This is a genomic window from Pseudomonas sp. ZS1P83, assembly GCF_054897825.1.
On sequence record NZ_CM142706.1, the window covers coordinates 3,180,905 to 3,205,453 of the forward strand.

Annotated in this window: 22 protein-coding genes; 18 read left to right on the forward strand and 4 right to left on the reverse strand. The window is 58.2% G+C overall.

All coding sequences use genetic code 11. The annotated features are described in order from the left end of the window. Nucleotides 1-70 precede the first annotated feature (70 nt). From aat to infA, 3 genes are all read left to right on the forward strand, one after another. On the forward strand, nt 71-751 hold the full coding sequence (aat, locus tag ACYZT0_RS15185) for a leucyl/phenylalanyl-tRNA--protein transferase (RefSeq protein ID WP_462041938.1): 681 nt from the start codon (nt 71-73) through the stop codon (nt 749-751). Between the two features lie 55 nt (nt 752-806). Further along, entirely contained in the window at nt 807-1,514 is a 708-nt protein-coding gene (locus tag ACYZT0_RS15190; RefSeq protein ID WP_449644686.1) for an arginyltransferase, read from the forward strand. Between the two features lie 111 nt (nt 1,515-1,625). Beyond that, the gene (gene infA, locus ACYZT0_RS15195) at nt 1,626-1,844 is read left to right on the forward strand and encodes a translation initiation factor IF-1 (protein WP_002553999.1); all 219 of its coding nucleotides are present in this window, start codon (nt 1,626-1,628) and stop codon (nt 1,842-1,844) included. Nucleotides 1,845-1,980: 136 nt separating this feature from the next. Here infA and ACYZT0_RS15200 read toward each other — a convergent pair whose 3' ends face one another. The 3 genes from ACYZT0_RS15200 to clpS form a co-directional block, all read right to left on the reverse strand. Then, on the reverse strand, nt 1,981-3,285 hold the full coding sequence (locus tag ACYZT0_RS15200; protein WP_462046491.1) for an IS4 family transposase: 1,305 nt from the start codon (nt 3,283-3,285) through the stop codon (nt 1,981-1,983). 233 nt (nt 3,286-3,518) lie between these two features. Continuing rightward, nucleotides 3,519-5,789 carry an ATP-dependent Clp protease ATP-binding subunit ClpA gene (gene clpA / locus ACYZT0_RS15205; RefSeq protein WP_449644685.1) on the reverse strand — a complete coding sequence of 757 codons (2,271 nt, stop codon included), beginning with the start codon at nt 5,787-5,789 and terminating at the stop codon, nt 3,519-3,521. Between the two features lie 30 nt (nt 5,790-5,819). Continuing rightward, nucleotides 5,820-6,203: an ATP-dependent Clp protease adapter ClpS gene (gene clpS / locus ACYZT0_RS15210; protein ID WP_034146919.1), complete on the reverse strand. Its 384-nt coding sequence runs from the start codon at nt 6,201-6,203 to the stop codon at nt 5,820-5,822. 225 nt (nt 6,204-6,428) lie between these two features. On the opposite strand from clpS, the gene cspD reads away from it, so the two are divergent. Further along, nucleotides 6,429-6,695, forward strand: a complete 267-nt coding sequence (gene cspD, locus ACYZT0_RS15215; protein ID WP_462041939.1) for a cold shock domain-containing protein CspD — start codon at nt 6,429-6,431, stop codon at nt 6,693-6,695. A gap of 78 nt (nt 6,696-6,773) precedes the next feature. Here cspD and icd read toward each other — a convergent pair whose 3' ends face one another. Next, nucleotides 6,774-8,030: an NADP-dependent isocitrate dehydrogenase gene (icd, locus tag ACYZT0_RS15220; RefSeq protein WP_010458895.1), complete on the reverse strand. Its 1,257-nt coding sequence runs from the start codon at nt 8,028-8,030 to the stop codon at nt 6,774-6,776. A gap of 510 nt (nt 8,031-8,540) precedes the next feature. On the opposite strand from icd, the gene ACYZT0_RS15225 reads away from it, so the two are divergent. The 14 genes from ACYZT0_RS15225 to nuoF all read left to right on the forward strand — a co-directional run bounded on the left by ACYZT0_RS15225 (nt 8,541) and on the right by nuoF (nt 24,508). After that, the gene (locus ACYZT0_RS15225) at nt 8,541-10,766 is read left to right on the forward strand and encodes an NADP-dependent isocitrate dehydrogenase (protein WP_462041940.1); all 2,226 of its coding nucleotides are present in this window, start codon (nt 8,541-8,543) and stop codon (nt 10,764-10,766) included. Nucleotides 10,767-10,841: 75 nt separating this feature from the next. Beyond that, a complete protein-coding gene (locus tag ACYZT0_RS15230; RefSeq protein ID WP_462041941.1) occupies nt 10,842-11,288 on the forward strand; it encodes an NUDIX hydrolase in 447 nt (148 codons plus the stop codon). 59 nt (nt 11,289-11,347) lie between these two features. Next, nucleotides 11,348-12,493, forward strand: coding sequence for a tRNA 2-thiouridine(34) synthase MnmA (gene mnmA / locus ACYZT0_RS15235; RefSeq protein WP_462041942.1), 1,146 nt, complete (start codon nt 11,348-11,350; stop codon nt 12,491-12,493). Next, complete coding sequence (hflD, locus tag ACYZT0_RS15240; protein ID WP_131062367.1) at nt 12,490-13,113, forward strand: high frequency lysogenization protein HflD; 624 nt, start codon at nt 12,490-12,492, stop codon at nt 13,111-13,113. Before mnmA ends, hflD begins: the two co-directional genes overlap by 4 nt. A 126-nt stretch (nt 13,114-13,239) precedes the next feature. Further along, nucleotides 13,240-14,610: an adenylosuccinate lyase gene (purB, locus tag ACYZT0_RS15245; RefSeq protein WP_074878189.1), complete on the forward strand. Its 1,371-nt coding sequence runs from the start codon at nt 13,240-13,242 to the stop codon at nt 14,608-14,610. Between the two features lie 86 nt (nt 14,611-14,696). Continuing rightward, nucleotides 14,697-15,866 (forward strand): ribosomal protein uL16 3-hydroxylase, encoded by a 1,170-nt coding sequence (locus ACYZT0_RS15250; protein WP_462041943.1) that lies wholly within the window; start codon nt 14,697-14,699, stop codon nt 15,864-15,866. Next, nucleotides 15,859-16,284 (forward strand): GNAT family N-acetyltransferase, encoded by a 426-nt coding sequence (locus ACYZT0_RS15255; protein ID WP_017339601.1) that lies wholly within the window; start codon nt 15,859-15,861, stop codon nt 16,282-16,284. The genes ACYZT0_RS15250 and ACYZT0_RS15255 overlap by 8 nt, the downstream gene beginning before the upstream one ends. Nucleotides 16,285-16,498: 214 nt before the next feature. Beyond that, nucleotides 16,499-17,260 (forward strand): secretin N-terminal domain-containing protein, encoded by a 762-nt coding sequence (locus ACYZT0_RS15260; protein WP_462041944.1) that lies wholly within the window; start codon nt 16,499-16,501, stop codon nt 17,258-17,260. A 494-nt stretch (nt 17,261-17,754) separates the two neighbouring features. Further along, entirely contained in the window at nt 17,755-19,080 is a 1,326-nt protein-coding gene (aceA, locus tag ACYZT0_RS15265) for an isocitrate lyase (protein ID WP_282377694.1), read from the forward strand. 620 nt (nt 19,081-19,700) lie between these two features. Beyond that, nucleotides 19,701-20,114 carry an NADH-quinone oxidoreductase subunit A gene (locus tag ACYZT0_RS15270; protein WP_003223812.1) on the forward strand — a complete coding sequence of 138 codons (414 nt, stop codon included), beginning with the start codon at nt 19,701-19,703 and terminating at the stop codon, nt 20,112-20,114. A 10-nt stretch (nt 20,115-20,124) separates the two neighbouring features. Next, nucleotides 20,125-20,799 carry a NuoB/complex I 20 kDa subunit family protein gene (locus ACYZT0_RS15275; protein ID WP_008146035.1) on the forward strand — a complete coding sequence of 225 codons (675 nt, stop codon included), beginning with the start codon at nt 20,125-20,127 and terminating at the stop codon, nt 20,797-20,799. 72 nt (nt 20,800-20,871) lie between these two features. Then, nucleotides 20,872-22,656, forward strand: a complete 1,785-nt coding sequence (nuoC, locus tag ACYZT0_RS15280) for an NADH-quinone oxidoreductase subunit C/D (RefSeq protein WP_008146037.1) — start codon at nt 20,872-20,874, stop codon at nt 22,654-22,656. Nucleotides 22,657-22,658: 2 nt separating this feature from the next. Continuing rightward, nucleotides 22,659-23,156 (forward strand): NADH-quinone oxidoreductase subunit NuoE, encoded by a 498-nt coding sequence (nuoE, locus tag ACYZT0_RS15285; RefSeq protein ID WP_462041945.1) that lies wholly within the window; start codon nt 22,659-22,661, stop codon nt 23,154-23,156. Beyond that, nucleotides 23,153-24,508, forward strand: a complete 1,356-nt coding sequence (gene nuoF, locus ACYZT0_RS15290; RefSeq protein WP_462041946.1) for an NADH-quinone oxidoreductase subunit NuoF — start codon at nt 23,153-23,155, stop codon at nt 24,506-24,508. Before nuoE ends, nuoF begins: the two co-directional genes overlap by 4 nt. Nucleotides 24,509-24,549: the final 41 nt, after the last annotated feature.

Sequence of the window (24,549 nt, forward strand, 5' to 3'; positions counted from 1 at the left end):
GCACACTTTACGGCGGGCCCATCAGCCCGCCACTGCCCTCCCCTTCTGCCCTTCTGCAAGCCCGGATGCCATGCTGACTTGGTTACAACGCAATACCCTGACCTTCCCGCCCCTGGAAAAAGCCATGCGCGATCCCAACGGGTTGTTGGCCGCGGGCGGCGATCTGTCCGCCGATCGCCTGATTCAGGCCTATCGCCACGGTTGTTTTCCATGGTTCTCGGACGGCCAGCCGATTCTCTGGTGGTCGCCGGATCCACGCACCGTACTGTTTCCCGACGAACTGCATGTCTCGCGAAGCCTGAACAAATTGTTGCGCCAGCAACGCTATCAAGTGACCTTTGATCAGGATTTTGCCGCGGTCATCCGCGCTTGCGCCGCGCCACGGGATTACGCCGACGGGACCTGGATCACAGAAGCGATGCAGAACGCCTACCTCGAGCTGCACAAGCGCGGGTACGCCCATTCGGTGGAAGTCTGGGACCAGGATGAACTGGTCGGCGGGCTCTATGGCCTGGCGATGGGTCAGCTGTTTTTCGGCGAATCCATGTTCAGCCGCGCCGACAACGCCTCGAAATATGGCTTTGCCACACTAGTCCAACATCTGAAAGACTCAGGCTTTGTGCTGATCGACTGCCAGATGCCTACCGATCATCTGCACAGCCTCGGCGCCCGAGCGATTCCACGCAGCGAGTTTGCCGACTACCTTGAGCAGCATCTGGATCAACCCAGCCGCGCAACCTGGGTTTGCTGAGCGACTTTTGCCCGCGTGGCTTACACTTAATCAAAAGCTATCCCGAGGGTTGATCATGACCGAGTTGGCGCGCTTGAAGTTCTATGCCACTCAGCCCCACTCTTGCAGTTATCTGCCCGAGGAACAGGCCACGACCCTGTTTCTCGACCCTAGTCAGCCCATGGATGTGCATGTCTACGCAGATCTGTCTGAAATGGGTTTCCGTCGCAGCGGCGATCATCTCTACCGGCCTCATTGCCAGAATTGCAATGCGTGCGTGCCGGCGCGCATCCCTGTGGCGCAATTTGAGCCCAACCGCCAGCAAAAACGCATCTTCAAGCGCAATGCCGACTTGCAGATACGTCCCGCCCGGCCAGGGTTCAGCGAAGAGTATTTCGACCTTTATCAGCGCTATATCGAACAGCGTCACGCCGATGGTGATATGTACCCGCCGAGTCGCGATCAGTTTGCGACGTTCCTGGTACGTGACCTGCCGTTTTCTCGGTTCTACGAATTTCGCCTCGAAGGACGACTGGTGGCAGTGGCCGTCACCGACTTACTGCCGAACGGTCTGTCGGCGGTTTATACCTTCTACGAGCCCGCTGAAGAACGACGCAGCCTGGGGCGTTATGCGATTCTCTGGCAAATCACCGAGGCTCAGCGTCTGGGGCTGGAAGCTGTCTATCTGGGCTATTGGATCAAAAACTGCAAAAAGATGAGTTACAAGACTCAATATCGTCCTATCGAACTGCTGATTAATCAGCGCTGGGTCATCCTGAACTAGAGCAAGCCGTAAACCCCTTGGCTTAAACCCCATTTTTCGGGCACAATGCACGCCGCTTTTGCCTGGCGCAGTTGCACCGGGCCATTCATTGGACACCGAGGGCTTTACTGCATGTCGAAAGAAGACAGCTTCGAAATGGAAGGCACTGTCGTCGACACCCTGCCCAACACCATGTTTCGTGTGGAGTTGGAAAATGGGCACGTCGTAACCGCGCATATTTCCGGCAAGATGCGCAAGAACTACATCCGCATTCTTACCGGCGACAAAGTGCGCGTCGAGCTGACGCCCTATGATTTGAGCAAAGGGCGCATCACTTACCGCGCTCGCTAATCAAGTCAATACAAAACGCCCGGTTTATGCCGGGCGTTTTTGTTTGTCTGCGATTTGGTGGGGCTCTTTAGTTTTTGGTGTATATCCGTTGCTGCGGTTAGGGCTTCTGGCGGTTTCGCTCTTACAGCCATCCCTTTCAAGGTCTTTTGACCTTGGCGGCCTTGAGCACCCTATCTGTCGACACGTGAGCATTTACTGCCTTGCCTTCCAGCCATTCCTTGGGTTTCGGCACCTTCGGACCTCGTTTGCTTTTGGCGACGGATTTGGGCGGGATGTTTTTAGCCAGCGCCAGCAAGTGCTGAGCCAGCCCTCCTGCGCGGATTGGGATGGCTAAGTGCTCTGGCGGCAAGGCAATCTGCAGGCCCTCGTAACCGCTGCGTACTTGTACCGTCAGGTGGAAGATCGAAGCTTCCCAGTCTTCGGGCTGGGTCTGGCGATGAGCCTGTTCAACGCTGCGCTTAAGCACCGACAAGACGTTGTAAGCCAGCACGGCCGACGCAAACCCCAACAGGGCGGCCTTGGGGTTGCCCAAGGTTTTGATTTCGCTTTCCAGCACCGACTCCAGGCGCTGAAACATTCCTTCAATACTCCAGCGACGACGGTACAAATCGGCGATTTGCTCAGCGCTGATGGTCTCGGGCAGGTTGCTCCAGAACAGCAATGCGGTGTCGCCTGATTCGGTGGGGGTGTGCAGGCTCAATTCGACACGCCGCCACTGGCGCCCACCTTTTACTTCGATGGTTTGCTCGCGCACGCTGCCTGTCGCGACCGCAACAGGCTGCTGCCAGTCGCTTTCCTTAAGCAGGCGTGGATGCTTGCTTTGTTCGCGGATAATGAATGAGGCCCCGGTCTCTTCGCAGGCCTCCATGACCGGGAGCGTGCAGTAAAGTCGATCAGCCATCCACAGCTGGCCCGCGCGGGCCTTTTCCAGCAAGGGCAGCACGCTGACGCGCTCACTCGCGTAAGCATCTTCGCAGGGCTGAAGGTCGACGACCTGGTCCAGATCAGGGTCATAAACCACAACGGAAAAACCAGGCCGGGCGGCACCGCGTTCACGGCGCAAAGCGCCCAGACGTTTTTCGCTGGAAGGCAGGTGGTTGCCGTCAACAACCCGCAGTTGCCAGCCAGGCAAAATGGCCGAGCAGCCCAATTCTTCAATTGTCGGAGCCAGGCGTTGCGCACTGCCGACTACCAACGCACGCAGCAGCGCGGGCTCCGTGCGGCTGACCTTGTCATAAAGCGCAGCCAAGCTGACGGGAAGATCTTCCATCTGCCGCGCCGCGGCATGTAGCGAGGGTCGCAAACCCAGTGAAACGAGGGACATCAGCTCAACGATGGTCGAAAACAAAAGCTCACGCGGATACTGCCGTTGACGATGTTCTTCGAACACCTGATCGACCCACTCGGGCGCAACGGCCTGCTCCAAAACCAATTTGGCCATGACACTGGCCGGTGCTTTTTTCTCGAACCGCGCTACAACCTCTGCCCACATCGTCTCGTTGTCCTGGACTGGAGTTTTGGGGGATTTTATCAAAGACCTTGAAAGGGATGGCCGTAAGGGCGAAACCCTAAGCAGCCGTTATCGCAGCAACGGATATGTACACAAAACACCAAAACCCTGACAGCAAAAAGGCGCCCGAAGGCGCCTTTCGCTTTACAACAGATCAACAACCGTCAGGCCATCTCTGCCGTGGTCTCGAAGTCAAAGGTCAGCTCGCCGTCCTTGAGATCGATGTGAACCACCCCACCATGATCGGCCAATTCGCCAAAGAGGATCTCTTCGGCCAGCGGACGCTTGATCTTGTCCTGGATCAAACGCGCCATTGGTCGAGCACCCATTGCCGTGTCGTAGCCACCTGCCGCCAACCAGCTGCGCGCCGCGTCCGTCACTTCCAGCTGCACGCGCTTGTCTTCCAACTGCGCCTGAAGCTCGGTAAGGAACTTGTCCACCACGCTTTTGATAACCTCATGACTGAGGCGGCCAAACTGAATAATGGTGTCCAGACGGTTGCGGAACTCCGGCGTGAAGCTCTTCTTGATCACTTCCATCGCATCAGACGAGTGGTCCTGATGGGTGAAGCCGATCGAAGCGCGCGCTGCCGTTTCGGCACCGGCGTTGGTCGTCATGATGACGATCACGTTTCGGAAATCCGCTTTGCGCCCGTTGTTATCGGTGAGCGTACCGTGATCCATGACCTGCAGCAGCAGGTTAAAGACTTCCGGATGCGCCTTCTCGATCTCATCGAGCAACAGCACACAGTGAGGTTGCTTGGTGATCGCTTCAGTCAGCAGACCGCCCTGATCGAACCCGACGTAGCCCGGAGGCGCACCGATCAGACGCGATACGGTGTGGCGCTCCATGTACTCGGACATGTCGAAGCGAACCAGTTCGATACCCAACGCTTTGGCCAGTTGACGCGCCGCTTCGGTTTTACCGACGCCGGTAGGCCCTGCGAACAGGAACGAACCGACGGGCTTGTCAGGCGACTTGAGGCCGGCACGGGACAGTTTGATCGCGGTTGACAGCGAGTCGATCGCGGCATCCTGGCCAAACACTGTCAGTTTCAGGTCACGCTCAAGGTTACGCAGCAGCTCTCTGTCGGAGCTGTTGACGTGCTTAGGCGGAATCCGCGCGATTTTCGCAACGATGTCCTCGACCTGAGGCACTTCGATGCGTTTCACGCGCTTCTCGATCGGTTGCAGGCGCTGGTAGGCACCCGCCTCGTCGATGACGTCGATGGCCTTGTCCGGCATGTGCCGGTCATTGATGTAGCGCGAGGCCAGCTCAGCCGCCGCACGCAGGGCTTCATCGCTGTATTCAATGCCGTGGTGCGCTTCGAAACGCCCTTTCAGGCCGCGCAGGATGCTGATGGTGTCTTCCACCGAAGGCTCCGATACATCGACCTTCTGGAAGCGTCGTGCCAAGGCACGGTCCTTCTCGAAGATCCCGCGGAACTCCTGGAACGTGGTCGAACCGATGCAACGGATATCACCCGACGACAACAGCGGCTTGAGCAGGTTCGAGGCGTCCATGACGCCACCCGATGCGGCACCCGCACCGATAATGGTGTGGATTTCGTCGATGAACAGGATCGCCTGCGGACGTTTTTTCAACTCATTGAGTAGCGCCTTGAAGCGTTTCTCGAAATCGCCGCGATATTTGGTCCCGGCCAGCAAGGCGCCCAGATCGAGGGAATACACCACGCTGTTGGCCAGCAAGTCCGGCACTTGGTTGTCGACAATGCGTTTAGCCAGGCCTTCGGCAATCGCGGTTTTACCCACGCCTGCCTCGCCCACCAACAGCGGATTGTTTTTGCGACGACGCGCCAGGATCTGTGCGACGCGCTCGACTTCCAGCTCACGACCTACCAATGGATCGATACGACCCTGGCGCGCGAGTTCGTTGAGGTTGCTGGCATAAGCATCCAGAGGATTGCCTGAAGATGAAGACTCACCGCCCTCGTCGTCCTGCATATCTTGCTCACCTTCAGAGTGATCGCCATGCCCCGGCACTTTGGAAATGCCGTGTGCGATGTAGTTGACGACATCGATGCGCGCAACGCTCTGCTGTTTCAGCAGGAACACTGCCTGACTCTCTTGCTCACTAAAGATCGCGACCAGTACGTTGGCGCCAGTCACTTCGCGTTTGCCCGAGCTCTGTACGTGAAAGACAGCACGTTGCAGAACACGCTGGAAACCCAGGGTTGGCTGGGTTTCACGATCCTCGTCATGTACGGGGATCAATGGCGTGGTGGAGTCGATGAACTCCTGCAGATCATGCTTGAGTTTGTCGAGGTTTGCGCCGCAGGCACGCAATACGGTGGCGGCAGCCTCATTGTCCAATAGGGCCAGCAGGAGGTGTTCGACGGTCATAAACTCATGACGCTTCGATCGGGCCTCCTTGAAGGCAAGATTGAGGGTGACTTCGAGCTCGCGGTTTAACATAGCTTCACCTCATACCCGAGTGGTCGGCGATTAACCGTCCTTCTCGATTTCACAGAGTAGCGGATGCTGGCTTTCCCTGGCGTACTGGTTGACCTGCATGGCCTTAGTCTCGGCGATGTCGCGGGTAAACACTCCACATACTGCCCGTCCTTCTGTGTGGACGGCCAGCATGACCTTGGTCGCCAGCTCTCGATTCAGGTTAAAAAACACCTCGAGCACTTCGACGACGAAATCCATCGGTGTGTAGTCATCATTAAACAAAACCACCTTGTACATCGGCGGCGCCTGTAAAGCAGGCTTGGCCTCCTGAACAGCAATGCCTGCGGAATCGTCGTCGTGTTCCTCCGGATGATCTTTTTGGAGAGTCGGGCGATCCTGATTGAATGTTAGTCGAATCTGGCTGATTGCATGCATGGAAAGAAAGGTTCGTCAGTTGTGCAAATACAGTGGTGGGGGCGACCATCGTCGATTTCAACTCCGACTGCCTGGTCACCTTGACTATCGGCAAAACGGTGTTACAACCAATAGAGCCCACAGTGGGTAAAAAAGGTCCGCGGAGTCAATCTTATTTCTAAGACCTGACTGCGGATGTACTGGATGATACTCCAGTGATGGAGTCTGTTGCAGAGGGATATGGGTATGTCAGGTGTCAAGGTCAGCGGCAAGGTCAAATGGTTCAACAATGCCAAGGGTTACGGCTTCATCAACGAGGAAGGCAAGAGCGAAGACCTGTTCGCCCACTACTCGGCCATCCAGATGGACGGTTATAAAACCCTGAAGGCCGGACAGGCTGTCGTCTTTGAGATCATCCAGGGACCCAAAGGCCTGCACGCCATGAATATCGGCGCGCCTCAGGATACTCAGAATGTGGCCGCTCCCACCGGACAACAAACCGTCACGGCTTGAATTCGCAGCAACCATCCAGTCATAAAAAACCGCCCGACTCAATCACTCGAGTAGGGCGGTTTTTTATTACCTGTTCGCTTACATATGCGAAATCAGTGCATCACCAAACGCTGAAGAAGACAGCAGTTTCGCGCCTTCCATCAAACGGTGGAAGTCATAGGTCACGGTCTTGGCCGAAATCGCGCCGTTGGTGCCTTTGATGATCAGATCAGCCGCTTCGGTCCAGCCCATGTGACGCAGCATCATCTCTGCGGACAGGATCAGGGAACCCGGGTTGACCTGGTCCTTGCCAGCGTACTTCGGTGCAGTACCGTGGGTCGCTTCGAACATCGCAATGGTGTCAGACAGGTTGGCACCCGGTGCGATACCGATACCACCCACTTCCGCCGCCAAGGCGTCAGAGAGGTAGTCGCCGTTCAGGTTCAGGGTCGCGATCACATCGTATTCGGCCGGGCGCAGCAGGATCTGCTGGAGCATGGCGTCGGCGATGGCATCTTTGACGATAACGTTCTTGCCGGTTTTCGGGTTTTTGAACTGCATCCACGGACCGCCATCGAGCAGGGTCGCGCCGAATTCTTCAGCCGCCACTTCGTAGGCCCACTCCTTGAAGGCACCTTCGGTGAACTTCATGATGTTGCCTTTGTGCACGATGGTCAGCGAATCGCGGTCGTTGTCGACCACATACTGCAACGCCTTGCGCGCCAGACGCTTGGTGCCTTGCAGTGAAACCGGCTTGATGCCGATACCGCAGTTTTCGTCGAAACGGATCTTGGTGACGCCCATTTCATCTTTAAGGAACTTGATGACCTTGGTCGCTTCCGGCGAACCTGCTTTCCACTCGATACCGGCATAAATGTCTTCCGAGTTTTCGCGGAAGATCGTCATGTCGACGTCGCCAGGTTTCTTGACCGGGCTAGGCACGCCTTCGAACCAACGCACAGGGCGCAGGCAAACATAAAGGTCGAGCTGCTGACGCAGGGCCACGTTCAGGGAACGAATGCCGCCGCCGACCGGCGTGGTCAGTGGGCCCTTGATGGAAACAACGTAATCTTTGACCGCGTCCAGGGTTTCCTGAGGTAGCCAGGTGTCCTGATCGTAAACCTGAGTCGCTTTCTCCCCGGCATAGACTTCCATCCAGGAAATTTTGCGCTCGCCGCCGTAAGCCTTCTTAACAGCAGCATCGACAACCTTGATCATGACCGGGCTGATATCAACGCCAATACCATCACCTTCGATGAAGGGGATGATCGGGTTGTTAGGAACATTGAGAGAATGGTCCGCGTTGACGGTGATTTTGTCGCCGACTGCTGGAACCTGAATCTTCTTGTATCCCATGCTGAACTCCATTGTTTGGATTGAACATCTGGCTTCGTTCGAGCGTACCCCAGTTAAATCGGCACGCAAACCCTATGTTCCATCCATCTGCCGCAAAGCTGCACAGTTCGCGGCCTACAAGCCTGAAAGCAAAGGGAAAAGCGCCAAACTCAAGCACGGTGCAAGACTCTACGCCCCGCTCGCCCCTGCGACCTTTAGACCAATGGACGATATTCGTTGCTTATGAACCATCGGCAGATTGCCAGCTACCTATGTATAATACCGCCCGCTGACCACAGAGTCACGACGGTCGACCTCTCCTGCAACTGAATAAGTAGCCGAGACTCCAGGCCCGAAAAAGCCGGACTGTTACCGCAGTCCACCCGCTTGACGCTCGACTGATGCACCCAACATCACCGCGCACAAATCTCGACATTCGGCTCATGGATGACTTTGAACGAACGCGCTTACCCGGCGCCCCTCGAGTTTTTCTGCGCACGCTTTAGCAAAGAAGAGAGAGTTAATCCGAATATGCCCACCCGCTCGAAGATCATCTATACCTTCACCGACGAAGCTCCCGCCCTCGCCACCTATTCACTGCTGCCTATCGTAGAGGCCTTCACCGCCTCCGCTGATATCGCCGTGGAAACCCGCGATATCTCTCTTGCAGGGCGTATTCTGGCCAGCTTCCCCGAGCAACTGGGTGACAAAGCCGTAGCCGACCACCTCGCCGAACTGGGCGACCTGGCCGTTACGCCTGAAGCCAACATCATCAAGTTGCCGAACATCAGCGCCTCTGTTCCGCAACTGCAAGCCGCGATCAAGGAACTGCAAGCCCAGGGCTTCGCACTGCCTGACTACCCGGAAACCGTGACCAGCGACGCCGACAAGCTCGCCAAGTCGCGTTACGACAAGATCAAGGGCAGCGCCGTGAACCCGGTTCTGCGCGAAGGCAACTCCGATCGTCGCGCACCGCTGTCGGTCAAGAACTACGCGCGCAAGCACCCGCACAAAATGGGCGCCTGGGCTGCAGACTCCAAGTCCCACGTAGCGCACATGAGCACCGGCGATTTCTACGGCAGCGAAAAAGCCGCCCTGATCGACGCCGCTGACGCCGTCAAAATCGAACTGATCGCTCAAGACGGCACCACCACCGTCCTGAAAGAAAAAACCACCGTGCAAGCCGGTGAGATCCTCGATTGCGCGGTCATGAGCAAAAACGCTCTGCGCAAATTCATCGCTGCCGAGATCGAAGACGCCAAGCAAAAAGGCGTGCTGTTGTCGGTTCACCTCAAAGCCACCATGATGAAGGTCTCCGACCCGATCATGTTCGGCCAGATCGTTGCCGAGTTCTATAAAGACGCACTGGCCAAGCATGCTGACGTGCTGGCACAGATCGGCTTCAACCTGAACAACGGCATCGGCGACCTGTACGCTCGCATCAAAGCCCTGCCAGCTGAGCAGCAAGCTGCGATTGAAGCGGACATCCAGGCGGTCTACACCGCTCGTCCGTCGTTGGCCATGGTCAACTCCGACAAAGGCATCACCAACCTGCACGTGCCGAGCGACGTTATCGTCGACGCCTCGATGCCAGCGATGATCCGTGACTCCGGCAAAATGTGGGGCACTGACGGTCAGCTGCACGACACCAAGGCTGTGATCCCTGATCGCTGCTACGCCACCATCTACCAGGCGGTGATCGAAGACTGCAAGCTACACGGCGCCTTCGACCCAACCACCATGGGCAGTGTGCCAAACGTTGGTCTGATGGCGAAGAAAGCCGAAGAGTACGGCTCGCATGACAAGACTTTCCAGATCAAGGCAAATGGCGTAGTTCGGGTTTCCGACGGCGCTGGCCGCACGCTGCTGGAGCAGTCGGTTGAAGCCGGCGACATCTTCCGCATGTGCCAGACCAAAGACGCGCCGGTCCAGGACTGGGTCAAACTGGCCGTCAACCGTGCTCGCGCCAGCAGCACGCCAGCGATTTTCTGGCTGGACCCGATGCGCGCCCACGACGGTGTGGTAATCGAGAAAGTTCAGGCTTACCTGAAGGATCACGACACTGCAGGCCTGGACATCCGCATCATGTCGCCCGTCGACGCGATGGCCTTCACTCTGGGCCGTACCCGCGAAGGCAAGGACACCATCTCGGTGACCGGTAACGTACTGCGCGACTACCTGACTGACCTGTTCCCGATCATGGAACTGGGCACCAGCGCCAAGATGCTGTCGATCGTTCCGCTGATGAACGGCGGCGGTCTGTTCGAAACCGGCGCTGGCGGTTCGGCACCGAAGCACGTTCAGCAGCTGCTGGAAGAGAACTTCCTGCGCTGGGATTCCCTGGGCGAGTTCCTGGCCCTGGCCGCGTCCCTTGAGCACCTGGGTGTGACGTACAACAACCCTAAGGCGCTGGTTCTGGCCAAGACCCTGGATCAGGCCACCGGCCAGTTCCTGGACAACAACAAGTCGCCATCGCGCAAAGTCGGCAACATCGACAACCGCGGCAGCCACTTCTACCTGGCGCTGTACTGGGCTCAAGCCCTGGCTGCCCAGACCGAAGACACTGCACTGCAAGCGCAGTTCGGCCAGCTGGCCAAGACCTTGGCCGAGAACGAAGCGACCATCGTCGCCGAGCTCAACGCCGTTCAGGGCAAGCCAGTGGACATCGGCGGTTACTACCACGCCAATGCCGAACTGATCAGCAAGGCCATGCGCCCAAGCAACACTTTCAACGCCGCGATCGCTGCGCTGGTTTAAGGTTGTAAGGATGCAAAGAAGCCCCGGCCCTGTGCCGGGGTTTCTGTTTCTGCCCCTCAACAGGAGGTTTTAATTATGGATTGGCTACCCCACATCACCGTCGCCACCATCGTCGAAGACAACGGCCGCTTCCTGATGGTCGAAGAATCCAAGGGTGGACGAACGGTGCTCAACCAGCCCGCCGGCCACCTTGACCCGGACGAAACCCTGATCGACGCTGCCGTGCGTGAAACCCTCGAAGAAACCGGCTGGGACGTCGAGCCGACGGGCGTGGTGGGCATTTACCTCTATACCGCTCCGAGTAACGGCGTGACGTATCAGCGGGTTTGTTTCACCGCGAAACCGATCAAACACCACCCCGATTATCAACTGGACGACGGCATCGTCGGCGCAAAGTGGCTCACGCGTGACGAACTGCTGGCACAGCGCGCAAACTGGCGCAGTGAGCTGATCATCCGCTGTATTGATGATTATCTGGACGGCCAACACTTCGGTCTCGAACTGATCCGCCCTTCTCTTTAGCCTTGCGGGCTTGGGCCTGTTAGAATCGCGTCCTTTTTCAAGACACTCATTGAATCCCTATGCGTGATCCAGCCCCTTCTGACACACAAAAGAAGCGCGTCATTGTCGGCATGTCCGGCGGCGTGGACTCTTCCGTTTCCGCTCTTCTGCTGATCGAGCAGGGTTATGAGGTGGAAGGCCTGTTCATGAAGAACTGGGAAGAAGACGATGGAACGGAATACTGCACCGCCATGGATGACCTGGCGGACGCTCAGGCTGTGTGCGACAAGATTGGCATCAAGCTGCACACCGCCAACTTCGCCGCCGAGTACTGGGACAACGTGTTCGAGCACTTCCTGGCCGAATACAAGGCCGGTCGCACGCCAAACCCGGACATCCTCTGCAATCGCGAAATCAAGTTCAAGGCGTTCCTCGACTACGCCATGGTGCTCGGCGCCGACCTGATCGCCACCGGTCACTACGTGCGCCGCCGTGATATCGAGGGTCGCACCGAACTGCTCAAGGGCGTGGACCCGAACAAGGACCAGAGCTACTTCCTGCACGCCGTCGGCGGTGAACAGATCGCCAAAACCCTGTTCCCGGTCGGCGAACTGGAAAAGCCCGAAGTGCGCGCGATTGCCGAGAAACATGATCTGGCCACCGCGAAGAAAAAGGATTCCACCGGGATCTGCTTTATCGGCGAACGCCGCTTCAGCGACTTCCTCAAGCAATACCTGCCGGCCCAGCCGGGCGAGATCAAGACCACCGAAGGCGAAGTCATCGGCCATCACCACGGCCTGATGTATCACACCATCGGTCAGCGCCAGGGCCTCGGCATCGGCGGTTTGAAAGACGCTGGTGACGAGCCGTGGTACGTACTGATCAAAGACCTTGAGAACAACGAACTGATCGTTGGCCAAGGCAATGACCATCCGTATCTGTTCTCCCGCGCCCTGCTCGCCTCAGACATTTATTGGGTCAACCCGATTGATCTGACCGAGCCGCGCAAGTTGACCGCCAAAGTCCGTTATCGCCAGAGCGATCAACCCTGCATGCTGGAAAAGACCGCCACCGGCTACCGCGCCACCTTCGATGACCCGCAACGCGCGGTCACCCCGGGCCAGTCCGTGGTGTTCTACGACGGTGAAATCTGCCTCGGCGGCGGCGTGATCGAAATTGCGGAACCGTGGACGAGCAAGGGCACTCCTCAAGGCGAGCCGCAATGAGCCCGACGCAGGAACAACTGACGGCACTGGGCGGCGTATTCCTCGCCGCCGTGCTGGTCGACAAGATCGCCAAGACCGGCCAGACCACCGAAGCCGGCCTGACCTGCATGCTCGGTAGCCTGCTGATTCGCGATCCCAAGGACACCCTGGAAGTCTACGGCGGCGACGATATCAATCTGCGTGAAGGTTACCGCGCATTGATTGGCGCCCTGGAACGCGACCCGAGCACCCTTCAGCGCGAACCGTTGCGCTATGCGCTGGCGATGCTCGGCCTGGAGCGTCAATTGGCCAAGCGCGACGACATGCTGGACGTGATCGGTAAGCGCTTGCCGCAGATTCAGTCCCAGGTCGAGCATTTCGGCCCGGCTCACGAAAACGTGATTGCGGCCTGCGGTGCGCTGTACCAGGACACCTTGAGCACCCTGCGCCAACGAATTCAGGTCCATGGCGACATGCGTAACCTGCAGCAACCGAGCAACGCTTCGAAAATCCGCGCCCTGCTGCTGGCCGGGATTCGATCGGCTCGGCTGTGGCGGCAGTTGGGCGGTCATCGCTGGCAGTTGGTGATCAGTCGTCGCAAGTTACTGAAAGAGCTTTACCCGCTGATGCGCAGCAGCTGAACCGCGCCCGCAAGACCTTTTGTAATGTGTAACGCGTAAGACGCTGGTCAGTTGGCAACGGACCTGCGGATTTTTTCATGTATGATACGCGCCCCATTTCGTTGCCCGACTGTCCGAGAACACCCCATGCAGCTTTCTTCGCTCACTGCGGTTTCCCCTGTTGACGGCCGCTACGCCGGCAAAACCCAGGCCCTGCGCCCAATTTTCAGCGAATACGGTCTGATCCGTGCTCGCGTTCTGGTTGAAGTGCGCTGGCTCCAGCGCCTGGCCGCTCATCCTGGCATCAGCGAAGTGCCGGCGTTCTCCGCCGAAGCCAACGCGGTGCTCAATACCCTGGCGGAAAACTTCGCTCTGGAGCACGCCGAGCGTGTCAAAGAGATCGAGCGCACCACCAACCACGACGTAAAAGCCATTGAGTACCTGCTCAAAGAGCAAGCGGCCAAGCTGCCGGAACTGGCCAAGGTCAGCGAGTTCATCCACTTTGCCTGCACCAGTGAGGACATCAACAACCTGTCCCACGCCCTGATGCTGCGCGAAGGCCGTGATGACGTGATGCTGCCGCTGATGCGCCAGACTGCCGAAGCCATCCGCGAACTGGCGATTCGTTTCGCTGACGTGCCGATGCTGTCGCGCACCCACGGTCAACCGGCTTCGCCGACCACCCTGGGCAAAGAGCTGGCGAACGTGGTTTACCGTCTGGAGCGCCAAATCGCCCAGGTCGCTGCCGTTCCGCTGCTGGGCAAAATCAACGGCGCTGTCGGCAACTACAACGCCCACCTCTCGGCTTACCCTGAGATTGACTGGGAAGAAAATGCCCGCGCCTTCATCGAAGACGAGCTGGGCCTGGGCTTCAACCCGTACACCACGCAGATCGAACCGCACGACTACATCGCCGAGCTGTTCGACGCGATCGCACGCTTTAACACCATCCTGATCGACTTCGACCGCGATATCTGGGGCTACATTTCCCTGGGTTATTTCAAACAGCGCACCATCGCTGGCGAAATCGGTTCGTCGACCATGCCGCACAAGGTCAACCCGATCGACTTCGAAAACTCCGAAGGCAACCTGGGTATCGCCAACGCGCTGTTCCAGCACTTGGCCAGCAAGCTGCCGATTTCCCGCTGGCAGCGTGACCTGACCGACTCCACCGTACTGCGCAACCTCGGTGTCGGCTTTGCCCACAGCGTGATCGCGTACGAAGCAAGCCTCAAAGGCATCAGCAAACTGGAGCTCAACGCTCAGAAAATCGCTGCTGACCTGGATGCGTGCTGGGAAGTATTGGCCGAGCCGATCCAGACCGTCATGCGTCGCTACAACATCGAGAACCCATACGAAAAACTGAAAGAGTTGACCCGTGGCAAGGGCATCAGCCCTGAAGCGCTGCAAACTTTCATCGACGGTCTGGACATGCCAGCCGCAGCCAAGGCCGAGCTGAAGCTGCTCACCCCGGCGAACTACATCGGTAACGCGGTGGAGCAAGCCAAGCGCATCTGATTGACCGCTTTACCCGTTTGAGACGCCCGGCAGCGCCGGGCGTTTTTATTCCCGTCTGAAAAGTGCTTTTTTTCAATAGGTTACACATGAATCCTGACATTCCTCTTCAACTACTGGGCGGCATCACGGCGCGCGAGTTCTTGCGCGACTACTGGCAGAAAAAACCACTGCTGATCCGTCAGGCGATTCCTGAATTCGAAAGCCCGATCGACGCCGACGAACTGGCCGGCCTGGCGCTGGAAGAAGAAGTCGAATCGCGCCTGGTGATCGAGCACGGCGAGCGCCCTTGGGAATTGCGCCGCGGCCCGTTCGCCGAAGACGAATTCAGCAAATTGCCGGAACGCGACTGGACGCTGCTGGTTCAAGCGGTCGACCAATTCGTACCGGAAGTCGCTGAGCTGCTGGAAAACTTCCGCTTCCTGCCGAGCTGGCGCATCGACGATGTGATGATCAGCTTCGCCGCCCCGGGTGGTAGCGTCGGTCCTCACTTCGACAACTACGACGTATTCCTGCTGCAAGGTCACGGCAAGCGCAACTGGAAAATCGGCCAGATGTGCGATTCCGAGAGCAAGCTGCTGCAACACGCCGACCTGCGCATCCTCGCCGACTTTGAGGCCACCGACGAATGGGTCCTGGAACCGGGCGACATGCTCTACCTGCCCCCGCGCCTGGCCCATTGCGGCGTTGCCGTTGATGACTGCCTGACCTACTCGGTAGGTTTCCGCGCGCCGAGCGCCGCTGAAGTGCTGACCCACTTCACCGACTTCCTCAGCCAGTTCCTGCCGGACGAAGAGCGTTACACCGACGCCGACGCCCTGCCTGCGGTCGACCCACATCAGATCCAGCACGACGCCCTTGATCGCTTGAAAGGCCTGCTCGCCGAACACATGAGCGACGAGCGTCTGCTGCTGACCTGGTTCGGCCAGTTCATGACCGAGCCACGTTACCCGGAACTGGTGGCGGGCCCGGAAGAGATCGAAGAAGACGACCTGCTCACCAGCCTTGAGCAAGGCGCAGTACTGATCCGCAACCCGAGCGCGCGCATGGCCTGGTCCGAAGTCGATGACGACCTGCTGCTGTTCGCCAGCGGCCAGAGCCGTTACCTGCCGGGCAAACTGCGCGAGCTGCTGAAGTTGATTTGCGCCGCAGACGCGCTGCACACCGACAACCTCGGTGACTGGCTGAGCGACGAAGACGGTCGCGGCCTGCTGTGTGAACTGATCAAGCAAGGAAGCCTGGGGTTTGCTGATGAATAAAATTCACGTACGTGTCGCAGACTGGCAAAAGGACAACGCCGAGATCCGGCGCATTCGTGAGACGGTGTTCATCGCCGAGCAATCCGTTCCACCCGAGTTGGAATGGGATGCTGATGACGCAACTGCGGTGCATTTTCTCGCCTTCGAAGGCGACTTTCCGATTGGCACCGCTCGCCTGCTGCCCGATGGCCACGTTGGCCGGGTGTCGGTGCTGAAAGACTGGCGCGGTTTGAAAGTCGGGGACGCGCTGATGCAAGCGGTGATCGGTGAAGCCGAGAAGCGCGGGCTGAAGCAGCAGATGCTGAGCGCACAGGTACAAGCCACGGCGTTCTATGAGCGCTTGGGCTTCAGCCTGGTCAGTGAGGAGTTCCTGGAAGCAGGGATTCCGCATGTGGACATGGTGCGGCACTCGGCGTAAGACCGAGTCGCTACCATCGCGGGCAAGCCTCGCTCCTACAGTTATCTGCGTATTGTAGGAGCGAGGCTTGCCCGCGAAGGCGTACTTAAGGACACCACAAAACGCCCCGCCATCCTCGGATGCCGGGGCGTTTTGCTGTCTACGATTCAACTTGCCCCCCGCCGGGCCGACAAACTGGCAATATCAACACTTCAAGATGTCGGAGATAACGGATATGTCCCTACGCACCCTGCTCACCACGCTGCTACTGACCTGCAGTTGCTCGGTCATGGCAGCCACCGAGATCGTGCCCCTGAACTACCACACCAGCGCCGACATGCTGCCGATGGCACAGGATTTCATCGGCAAGGATGGCCAGGTCAGCGCCTACGGTAACCAACTGATCGTTAATGCCGAACAGCGCAAGATCGACGAACTTAAAGCCCTGATTGCGCAACTCGACACCCAACCCAAACGCCTGCTGATCACCGTCGACACCAACGAAAACAACTTCCAGAGCGATCAGGGTTATTCGGTGAACGGTGCCAAACCGAGTCAGACCCGCATCATCAACCGCAGCACCGACAGCCGTGATGGCGGGATCCAACAGATTCAGGCCAGCGAAGGCGCACCGGCCCTGATCCAGGTCGGTCAGAGCGTGCCGCTCACCAGCACTCAAACCGACGCCTACGGCGACCTGCGAAGCCAGACCGAATACCGCAACGTCACCCAAGGCTTCTACGTCACTGCCAGCGTCACCGGCAACATCGTTCACTTGGCGATCAGCACAAACCGTGACCGCATGAGCCAGGAACGTCCCGATGTAGTGAATGTGCAAAGTACCGACACAACTATCACGGGCCGGGTTGGCGAGTGGATCACCCTGGCTGGCGTGAATCGCCAGACACAGGCCGACAAACAGGGCCAGACCCGCAGCTACTCGACTCAGGGTCGGGATGACATGACCCTGCGGGTGAAAGTCGATACTTTGGACTAAACCACCGAAAACTGACTGATTAGTCGTATTAGACCAAAGATGTAGTGCTCGAAAAAAAGCACTACAAAACGTTTGACGATACAAAAAAGCGAAGGCATGATGGCCTCGCTCCCGCTAATCAGGGGCCCTGGCAAGGGCCTTCGAGGCGCCGTTCGCACCTACCCCGCGAGCCGCTTCGTGTCTGTACCGCCCACAAGGTGTGTTTGACGAGGTTGCCGACTGGAACGAAGTTGTCCCGAGGGACGGAAGCGTAATTAGGTAACCCGGCTCCACACTGAAGTTTGCACCAAGGCCCACGACGCCCGAATGCGCTCGCCAGTTCGCCCTTACCTGCTCACTTCCCCTCGAGCCCATCGTTCATCCCGTCGCCATCCCCGTCGAATCCGACTTGACCACCTAAGCTTCTGGTCAGCGAGCAGCCTTTTACGTTTCTAATGCGTATTTGGCAGGAGCAGGAATTTTCCACCCAGACCTATGCGACGAGGTTTATCTCCATGGCACTGACACGCGAACAGCAAATTGCAGCCCTCGAAAAAGATTGGGCTGAAAACCCACGCTGGAAAGGCGTGACACGCGCTTACTCCGCTGCTGACGTCGTCCGCCTGCGCGGCTCGGTTCAACCTGAGCACACCTTTGCAAAATTGGGCGCCGAGAAGCTTTGGAACCTGGTGACCCAAGGTGCCAAGCCGTCCTTCCGTCCTGAGAAAGATTTCGTCAACTGCATGGGCGCCCTGACCGGCGGCCAGGCTGTGCAACAAGTTAAAGCCGGTATCCAGGCAATCTACCTGTCGGGCTGGCAAGTCGCTGCGGACAACAACTCCGCCGAATCGATGTACCCGGACCAGTCGCTGTACCCGGTGGACTCGGTTCCAACCGTGGTCAAGCGCATCAACAACTCGTTCCGTCGTGCTGACCAGATCCAGTGGAAAGCCGGCAAAGGCCCGGGCGACGAAGGTTACATCGACTACTTCGCTCCGATCGTGGCTGACGCTGAAGCCGGTTTCGGCGGCGTACTGAACGCTTACGAGCTGATGAAGAGCATGATCGAAGCAGGCGCCGCCGGCGTTCACTTCGAAGACCAACTGGCTTCCGTGAAAAAATGCGGCCACATGGGCGGCAAGGTACTGGTTCCTACCCAGGAAGCTGTACAGAAGCTGACCGCTGCTCGCCTGGCTGCTGACGTTGCCGGTACTCCGACCATCATTCTGGCACGTACCGACGCTAACGCGGCTGACCTGCTGACTTCCGATTGCGACCCGTACGACAAAGAGTTCGTGACTGGCGAACGTACTCAGGAAGGTTTCTACAAAGTGCGCGCTGGTCTCGACCAGGCAATCTCCCGCGGCCTGGCCTACGCGCCGTACGCCGATCTGATCTGGTGCGAAACCGCCAAGCCGGATCTGGACGAGGCTCGTCGCTTCGCCGAAGCGATCAAAAAGGAATACCCGGACCAACTGCTGTCGTACAACTGCTCGCCTTCCTTCAACTGGAAGAAAAACCTGGACGACGCGACCATCGCCAAGTTCCAGCGCGAACTGTCCGCCATGGGTTACAAGCACCAGTTCATCACCCTGGCCGGCATTCACAACATGTGGCACAGCATGTTCAACCTGGCGCACGATTACGCCCGTAACGACATGACTGCCTACGTGAAGCTGCAAGAGCAAGAGTTCGCTGACGCTGCCAAGGGTTACACCTTCGTGGCTCACCAGCAGGAAGTGGGCACCGGCTACTTCGACGACATGACCACTGTGATTCAAGGTGGCTCGTCATCGGTAACCGCACTGACCGGTTCGACTGAAGAAGAACAGTTCCACTGATCTGATTCGCCTGAGCAAACGGCCGTTGCGGACCGAATAGAAAGCTAACCGCAACGTCGCAAAACTGACGCCCCGACTGGTTCGGGGCGTTTTTTTGCCCGCGAATTCACACGCTGTTGTAGGGGCGAGGCTTGCCCGCGAAGAATACACCACGGTCTTGTAGGCATACCGCGTCATCGCTCATCGCGGGCAAGCCTCGCTCCTACAAAAGCACGGAAAAATCATTGATCCAGAGCAGTTTTTTGATCAGGAAAACAAGGTAAAACGACCCCGTGCGCTACTTGCAGTAACGCGCATATATGACAACTTCCTGGCCACCCACCCGTTAAACAGTTTAAAAACCACCACAAACAATAGTGATTATCATTTAGCTGCAACTATGTTCGTTACATTCCCAACAAGACAATATTGATGAAATCCCGGCTAAAGCCCGCAACGCATGGGTTGCGGGGCCTTGGAGGCACGCTATGTCCTTATTCTATTAAATAATTTCGCTATCTGAATTTTACTTGCACGGTGATGTGCCATAAAATCAGCGGGATTGATTGCTGCGACATATCGTCACTGCTTTGTTTCTTTTCAAGCTCAGAGACCTTTGCTCTCTGTTAAGGATTACCAGCATGCCCGAAGCGACAGGACTCATGGCCCACAACTGGGGCTTTGCCATTTTCCTTTTGGGCGTCGTCGGCCTTTGCGCCTTCATGCTCGGCGTCTCCAGCCTCCTCGGGTCAAAAGCCTGGGGCCGCAGCAAAAACGAACCGTTCGAGTCCGGCATGCTACCTACAGGTGGTGCCCGCTTGCGGCTCTCAGCCAAATTCTATCTGGTCGCGATGCTCTTCGTGATCTTCGATATCGAAGCCCTCTTTCTCTTTGCCTGGTCTGTGTCCGTCCGCGAAAGCGGCTGGACCGGATTCGTCGAAGCTCTCGTTTTCATAGCAATTCTGTTGGCAGGTCTTGTCTACCTATTTCGAGTGGGCGCCCTTGATTGGGCTCCGGAAGCTCGTCGTAAGCGGCAGGCGAAGCTGAAACAATGAGGCTTTGGCAATGCAATACAATCTCACCAGGATCGACCCCGATGCTCCTAACGAGCAGTATCCGATTGGCGAACGGGAAACCGTTTCCGATCCGTTAGAAGATCAAGTTCACAAAAACATTTTCATGGGCAAGCTCGAAGACGTGCTTAACGGCACGATCAACTGGGGGCGCAAGAACTCCCTGTGGCCGTATAACTTCGGTCTTTCGTGCTGCTACGTGGAAATGACCACCGCCTTCACGGCGCCCCACGACATCGCGCGCTTTGGCGCCGAGGTTATCCGGGCATCGCCGCGTCAGGCGGATTTCATGGTTATCGCCGGTACCTGTTTCATCAAGATGGCGCCGATCATTCAGCGTCTCTACGAGCAAATGCTCGAACCTAAATGGGTTATCTCCATGGGTTCGTGCGCCAACTCCGGTGGCATGTACGACATCTACTCCGTCGTTCAAGGGGTGGACAAGTTCCTGCCCGTGGACGTCTACGTGCCTGGCTGCCCGCCCCGCCCTGAAGCTTTTCTGCAAGGTTTGATGCTCTTGCAGGAGTCGATTGGACAGGAGCGTCGTCCGCTTTCCTGGGTCGTCGGCGATCAAGGCGTGTACCGCGCCGAGATGCCTTCGCAAAAGGAACAGCGCCGCGAACAGCGAATCGCAGTCACCAACCTGCGCAGCCCCGACGAAGTCTGATCCAGATCTGCTTCTTTAATAGAACGAGACACTGGCTTCATTCTTTACGTTGACCGAAAGCGATAAATAACCATGACTACAGGCAGTGCTCTGTACATCCCGCCTTATAAGGCAGACGACCAGGATGTGGTCGTCGAACTGAACAACCGTTTTGGCCCCGAGGCGTTCACCGCCCAGCCTACCCGCACCGGCATGCCGGTGCTTTGGGTTGCCCGTGCCAAACTCGTCGAAGTCCTGACCTTCCTGCGCAACCTGCCCAAGCCGTACGTCATGCTCTATGACCTGCACGGCGTGGACGAGCGTCTGCGCACCAAGCGTCAAGGGCTGCCAAGCGGCGCCGACTTCACCGTGTTCTATCACTTGATGTCGATCGAACGTAATAGTGACGTAATGATCAAGGTCGCCTTGTCCGAGAGCGACCTTAGCGTGCCGACCGTTACCGGCATCTGGCCTAACGCCAACTGGTACGAGCGTGAAGTGTGGGACATGTACGGCATCAACTTTGCCGGCCACCCGCACCTGACCCGCATCATGATGCCGCCGACCTGGGAAGGTCACCCGCTGCGCAAGGACTTCCCGGCCCGTGCCACCGAGTTCGACCCGTTCAGCCTGACGCTGGCCAAGCAACAGCTTGAGGAAGAAGCCGCGCGGTTCAAGCCTGAAGACTGGGGCATGAAGCGTTCCGGGGCGAACGAGGACTACATGTTCCTCAACCTCGGCCCTAACCACCCTTCTGCGCACGGTGCATTCCGCATCATCTTGCAGTTGGACGGTGAAGAGATCGTCGACTGTGTGCCGGACGTCGGTTACCACCACCGTGGTGCCGAGAAGATGGCCGAGCGTCAGTCCTGGCACAGCTTCATTCCGTACACCGACCGTATCGACTACCTCGGCGGCGTAATGAACAACCTGCCGTACGTGCTCTCGGTCGAGAAGCTGGCCGGCATCAAAGTGCCTGAGAAGGTCGACGTCATCCGCATCATGATGGCCGAGTTCTTCCGGATCACCAGCCACCTGCTGTTCCTGGGGACTTACATCCAGGACGTCGGCGCCATGACTCCGGTGTTCTTCACGTTCACCGACCGTCAGAAGGCGTACACGGTGATCGAAGCCATTACCGGTTTCCGTCTGCACCCGGCCTGGTACCGCATCGGTGGCGTCGCCCACGACCTGCCGCGCGGCTGGGAAAAACTGGTGAAAGACTTCATCGAGTGGATGCCAAAGCGTCTGGACGAATACCAGAAAGCCGCATTGGACAACAGCATCCTGCGTGGCCGGACCATCGGCGTCGCCGCCTACAACACCAAAGAGGCCCTGGAATGGGGCGTCACCGGTTCTGGCCTGCGTTCGACCGGTTGCGATTTTGACCTGCGCAAGGCTCGCCCGTACTCCGGTTACGAGAACTTCGAATTCGAAGTGCCGCTGGCGGCCAATGGCGATGCCTATGACCGTTGCATCGTGCGTGTCGAAGAAATGCGCCAGAGCCTGAAGATCATCGAGCAGTGCATGCGCAACATGCCGGAAGGCCCGTACAAGGCGGATCACCCGCTGACCACGCCGCCGCCGAAAGAACGCACGCTGCAACACATCGAGACCCTGATCACGCACTTCCTGCAAGTTTCGTGGGGCCCGGTCATGCCGGCCAACGAATCCTTCCAGATGATCGAGGCGACCAAGGGCATCAACAGTTATTACCTGACGAGCGATGGCGGCACCATGAGCTACCGCACCCGGATTCGCACCCCAAGCTTCCCGCACCTGCAGCAGATCCCTTCGGTGATCAAAGGCAGCATGGTCGCGGACTTGATTGCGTACCTGGGTAGTATCGATTTCGTTATGGCCGACGTGGACCGCTAAGCATGAACAGCACGCTTATCCAAACAGACCGTTTCGCCCTGAGCGAAACCGAGCGCTCCGCCATCGAGCACGAGCTGCATCACTACGAAGACCCGCGCGCGGCGTCGATCGAGGCCCTGAAGATCGTCCAGAAGGAACGTGGCTGGGTGCCTGATGGCGCGCTCTACGCCATCGGCGAGATCCTCGGCATCCCGGCCAGCGACGTTGAAGGGGTGGCGACGTTCTATAGCCAGATCTTCCGTCAGCCGGTCGGCCGTCACATCATCCGTGTCTGCGACAGCATGGTTTGCTACATCGGCGGCCACGAATCCGTTGTCAGCGAAATCCAGTGCAATCTGGGCATCGGCCTGGGTCAGACCACCACCGACGGTCGTTTCACCCTGCTGCCGGTCTGCTGCCTCGGCAACTGCGACAAGGCGCCGGCGTTGATGATCGACGACGACACTTTCGGTGATGTGCAGCCTGCCGGCGTTGCCAAATTGCTCGAGGGCTACGTATGACCCTGACTTCCTTCGGTCCTGCCAACCGCATCAAGCGTGCCGCAGAGACTCACCCGCTGACCTGGCGTCTGCGTGACGACGGCGAAGCTGTCTGGCTCGACGAGTACCAGGCCAAGAACGGTTACGCAGCTGCGCGCAAAGCCTTCGCCGACATGGCACAGGACGACATCGTCCAGACCGTGAAAGACGCAGGCCTCAAAGGTCGCGGCGGTGCAGGCTTCCCCACGGGCGTTAAGTGGGGCCTGATGCCTAAAGACGAATCCATCAACATCCGCTACTTGCTGTGCAATGCGGACGAGATGGAACCGAACACCTGGAAAGACCGGATGCTGATGGAGCAACTGCCCCATCTGCTGATCGAAGGCATGCTGATCAGTGCTCGCGCGCTGAAAACCTACCGTGGCTACATATTCCTGCGTGGCGAATACACCACCGCCGCCAAGCACCTGAACCGTGCCGTGGAAGAAGCCAAGGCAGCCGGCCTGCTGGGTAAAAACATCCTGGGCAGCGGCTTTGATTTCGAGCTGTTCGTCCACACCGGCGCCGGGCGTTACATCTGTGGTGAAGAAACCGCACTGATCAACTCCCTCGAAGGCCGCCGCGCCAATCCACGCTCCAAGCCACCCTTCCCGGCCGCCGTTGGCGTGTGGGGCAAGCCGACTTGCGTGAACAACGTTGAAACCCTGTGCAACGTGCCGGCGATCATTGCCGACGGCGTGGACTGGTACAAATCGTTGGCGCGCGAAGGCAGTGAAGACATGGGCACCAAGCTCATGGGCTTCTCCGGCAAGGTCAAGAACCCAGGCCTGTGGGAATTGCCGTTCGGCGTCACTGGTCGCGAGTTGTTCGAAGACTACGCTGGCGGCATGCGCGACGGTTACAAGCTCAAGTGCTGGCAGCCAGGCGGCGCCGGTACCGGTTTCCTGTTGCCGGAACACCTGGACGCACAAATGTACGCCGGCGGCATCGCCAAGGTTGGCACCCGTATGGGTACCGGCCTGGCCATGGCGGTGGACGACAGCGTCAACATGGTGTCCCTGCTGCGCAACATGGAGGAGTTCTTCTCCCGTGAATCTTGCGGCTTCTGCACCCCGTGCCGTGACGGCTTGCCGTGGAGCGTCAAGCTTCTGCGCGCGATCGAGAACGGTGAAGGGCAAGCCGGCGATATCGAGACCCTGTTGGGTCTGGTCGGTTTCCTCGGCCCGGGCAAGACCTTCTGTGCTCACGCACCGGGCGCCGTGGAGCCGTTGGGCAGCGCAATCAAATACTTCCGCCATGAGTTCGAAGCCGGCATCGCGCCTACCAGCGCCGTCGTCCCGCCTCTGGCAAGGCCGATCGTAGTCGGCGCTTAACGCTTTAAAAAAAGCGAACGGTCCGTGCCGTTCGCTTTTCG

Coding starts and splice junctions, on each gene's coding strand:
- mnmA (WP_462041942.1), top strand. CDS start 11,348: ATGCGTGATCCAGCCCCTTCTGACACACAAAAGAAGCGCGTCATTGTC.
- aat (WP_462041938.1), top strand. CDS start 71: ATGCTGACTTGGTTACAACGCAATACCCTGACCTTCCCGCCCCTGGAA.
- ACYZT0_RS15275 (WP_008146035.1), top strand. CDS start 20,125: ATGCAATACAATCTCACCAGGATCGACCCCGATGCTCCTAACGAGCAG.
- ACYZT0_RS15190 (WP_449644686.1), top strand. CDS start 807: ATGACCGAGTTGGCGCGCTTGAAGTTCTATGCCACTCAGCCCCACTCT.
- ACYZT0_RS15260 (WP_462041944.1), top strand. CDS start 16,499: ATGTCCCTACGCACCCTGCTCACCACGCTGCTACTGACCTGCAGTTGC.
- hflD (WP_131062367.1), top strand. CDS start 12,490: ATGAGCCCGACGCAGGAACAACTGACGGCACTGGGCGGCGTATTCCTC.
- nuoF (WP_462041946.1), top strand. CDS start 23,153: ATGACCCTGACTTCCTTCGGTCCTGCCAACCGCATCAAGCGTGCCGCA.
- ACYZT0_RS15200 (WP_462046491.1), bottom strand. CDS start 3,285: ATGGCCAAATTGGTTTTGGAGCAGGCCGTTGCGCCCGAGTGGGTCGAT.
- infA (WP_002553999.1), top strand. CDS start 1,626: ATGTCGAAAGAAGACAGCTTCGAAATGGAAGGCACTGTCGTCGACACC.
- ACYZT0_RS15255 (WP_017339601.1), top strand. CDS start 15,859: ATGAATAAAATTCACGTACGTGTCGCAGACTGGCAAAAGGACAACGCC.
- ACYZT0_RS15225 (WP_462041940.1), top strand. CDS start 8,541: ATGCCCACCCGCTCGAAGATCATCTATACCTTCACCGACGAAGCTCCC.
- aceA (WP_282377694.1), top strand. CDS start 17,755: ATGGCACTGACACGCGAACAGCAAATTGCAGCCCTCGAAAAAGATTGG.
- ACYZT0_RS15270 (WP_003223812.1), top strand. CDS start 19,701: ATGCCCGAAGCGACAGGACTCATGGCCCACAACTGGGGCTTTGCCATT.
- icd (WP_010458895.1), bottom strand. CDS start 8,030: ATGGGATACAAGAAGATTCAGGTTCCAGCAGTCGGCGACAAAATCACC.
- nuoC (WP_008146037.1), top strand. CDS start 20,872: ATGACTACAGGCAGTGCTCTGTACATCCCGCCTTATAAGGCAGACGAC.
- clpA (WP_449644685.1), bottom strand. CDS start 5,789: ATGTTAAACCGCGAGCTCGAAGTCACCCTCAATCTTGCCTTCAAGGAG.
- nuoE (WP_462041945.1), top strand. CDS start 22,659: ATGAACAGCACGCTTATCCAAACAGACCGTTTCGCCCTGAGCGAAACC.
- cspD (WP_462041939.1), top strand. CDS start 6,429: ATGTCAGGTGTCAAGGTCAGCGGCAAGGTCAAATGGTTCAACAATGCC.
- ACYZT0_RS15250 (WP_462041943.1), top strand. CDS start 14,697: ATGAATCCTGACATTCCTCTTCAACTACTGGGCGGCATCACGGCGCGC.
- clpS (WP_034146919.1), bottom strand. CDS start 6,203: ATGCATGCAATCAGCCAGATTCGACTAACATTCAATCAGGATCGCCCG.
- purB (WP_074878189.1), top strand. CDS start 13,240: ATGCAGCTTTCTTCGCTCACTGCGGTTTCCCCTGTTGACGGCCGCTAC.
- ACYZT0_RS15230 (WP_462041941.1), top strand. CDS start 10,842: ATGGATTGGCTACCCCACATCACCGTCGCCACCATCGTCGAAGACAAC.